At 29.6% G+C, this 1202-nt stretch carries 3 protein-coding genes; all 3 read left to right on the top strand.

Annotated elements, in window-relative coordinates; genetic code table 11:
- The first annotated feature begins 37 nt into the window (after nt 1–37).
- Entirely contained in the window at nt 38–472 is a 435-nt protein-coding gene (locus QUA20_RS31825; protein WP_333194334.1) for a hypothetical protein, read from the top strand.
- Between the two features lie 30 nt (nt 473–502).
- Nucleotides 503–856 carry a hypothetical protein gene (locus QUA20_RS31820; RefSeq protein WP_333194333.1) on the top strand — a complete coding sequence of 118 codons (354 nt, stop codon included), beginning with the start codon at nt 503–505 and terminating at the stop codon, nt 854–856.
- The coding region (locus QUA20_RS31815; protein ID WP_333194331.1) for a radical SAM protein at nt 820–1202 on the top strand (383 nt) is incomplete at its 3' end. The genes QUA20_RS31820 and QUA20_RS31815, both read left to right, overlap by 37 nt.

Here is a 1202-nt window from a genome sequence, read left to right as displayed (position 1 = left end):
TCATTTTTTTATGGTCACAATCAAGTATTGCATATAATTGTATCACAATCATGATAATGATTTAGGATTGCTATATCATTATGAAATTTATGGCTATGGATTTAGAACAGCATCTTATTATGAAGAACATCAGCTTGAGTTGCAGCTAGATATTAACCAGCATAGTAAAATAGCTTGTATTGAAAGACTTAGTAATGATTTAGATGATTTAGTCCTTGAAAATAATTTTGAAGGCGTTACCTTGATCGAACTTTGTAATAAAACAATGGAATTCAATCCTGCGACTAGAGAACATTATTGTGAATATCTTAAACTCTTAAGAGATGAGAAACAAATAAAAATTTTCAGAAAAAATAAAAAAACAAATTTATATCAAGAAACTCAAAGTAATAATCTTAAAAATTGTGATATAATAACAATGACAAATATAAAACAGTTATCTTTCTTTAACATACTTCATATTCATAAATAACCTTTTAAAGATTAATTAAATTCAATTCGGATGAAAATTATGATTACTGGAACAGAAACAATAGTCAATCCACTCCAAAAGAGTGCTTTAAATAAAAAAAGTCTATGTGACTACGTTGTTAACATAGCATCTGGCTGTCTACATGGATGTACATTTTGTTATGTTCCTTCGACTCCAAGTATTAGAACACAACAAAAAAGATTACATCAAAAAGGAGTAGATAATCCTCAATTAGATTGGGGAAAATATCTTTTTATTAGAGAGGAAATTCCCGAAAAATTAGAAAATGTTTTGGCCAGAAAAAGAAAATGGGAAAATACACCTTCAGGTAAAGGAGTTGTTTTACTTTGTTCCGGCACCGATCTTATCAAAATAAACAAATAGCAGAAATTACTCGTCAAACAATAAAAATTTTACTTAAACATAATAAAAAAATTAGAATTTTAACTCGTGGTTTATTGTGGCAAAAGGATTTAGATATTCTCGTTAATCCTAATATTACATTAGGTATGAGTATTCATTGTATAAATGATGAATTACTCAAAAAGATTGAACCGCGAGCACCTTTATCTTCCGATAGATATAAAGCCTTAGAAAAGGCATATCAGGCTAATTGTCGTTTATATGTAGCAATGGCTCCCACTCCACCTATGAGGGAGCGTGTCACTTTTGCGACAAGTATAAATACTCAAAACAAGTGGGGCAAAGGTTTTGAGCTATTGTTGGCAAA

Origin of the sequence: Microcoleus sp. Pol7_A1 (assembly GCF_036701085.1) — a bacterium.
In the GTDB taxonomy this organism is placed as follows: Bacteria; Cyanobacteriota; Cyanobacteriia; order Cyanobacteriales; family Microcoleaceae; genus Microcoleus; species Microcoleus asticus.
Note: the sequence above shows the minus strand (reverse complement) of the source record. Positions and strands in the feature narration are given on the sequence as shown.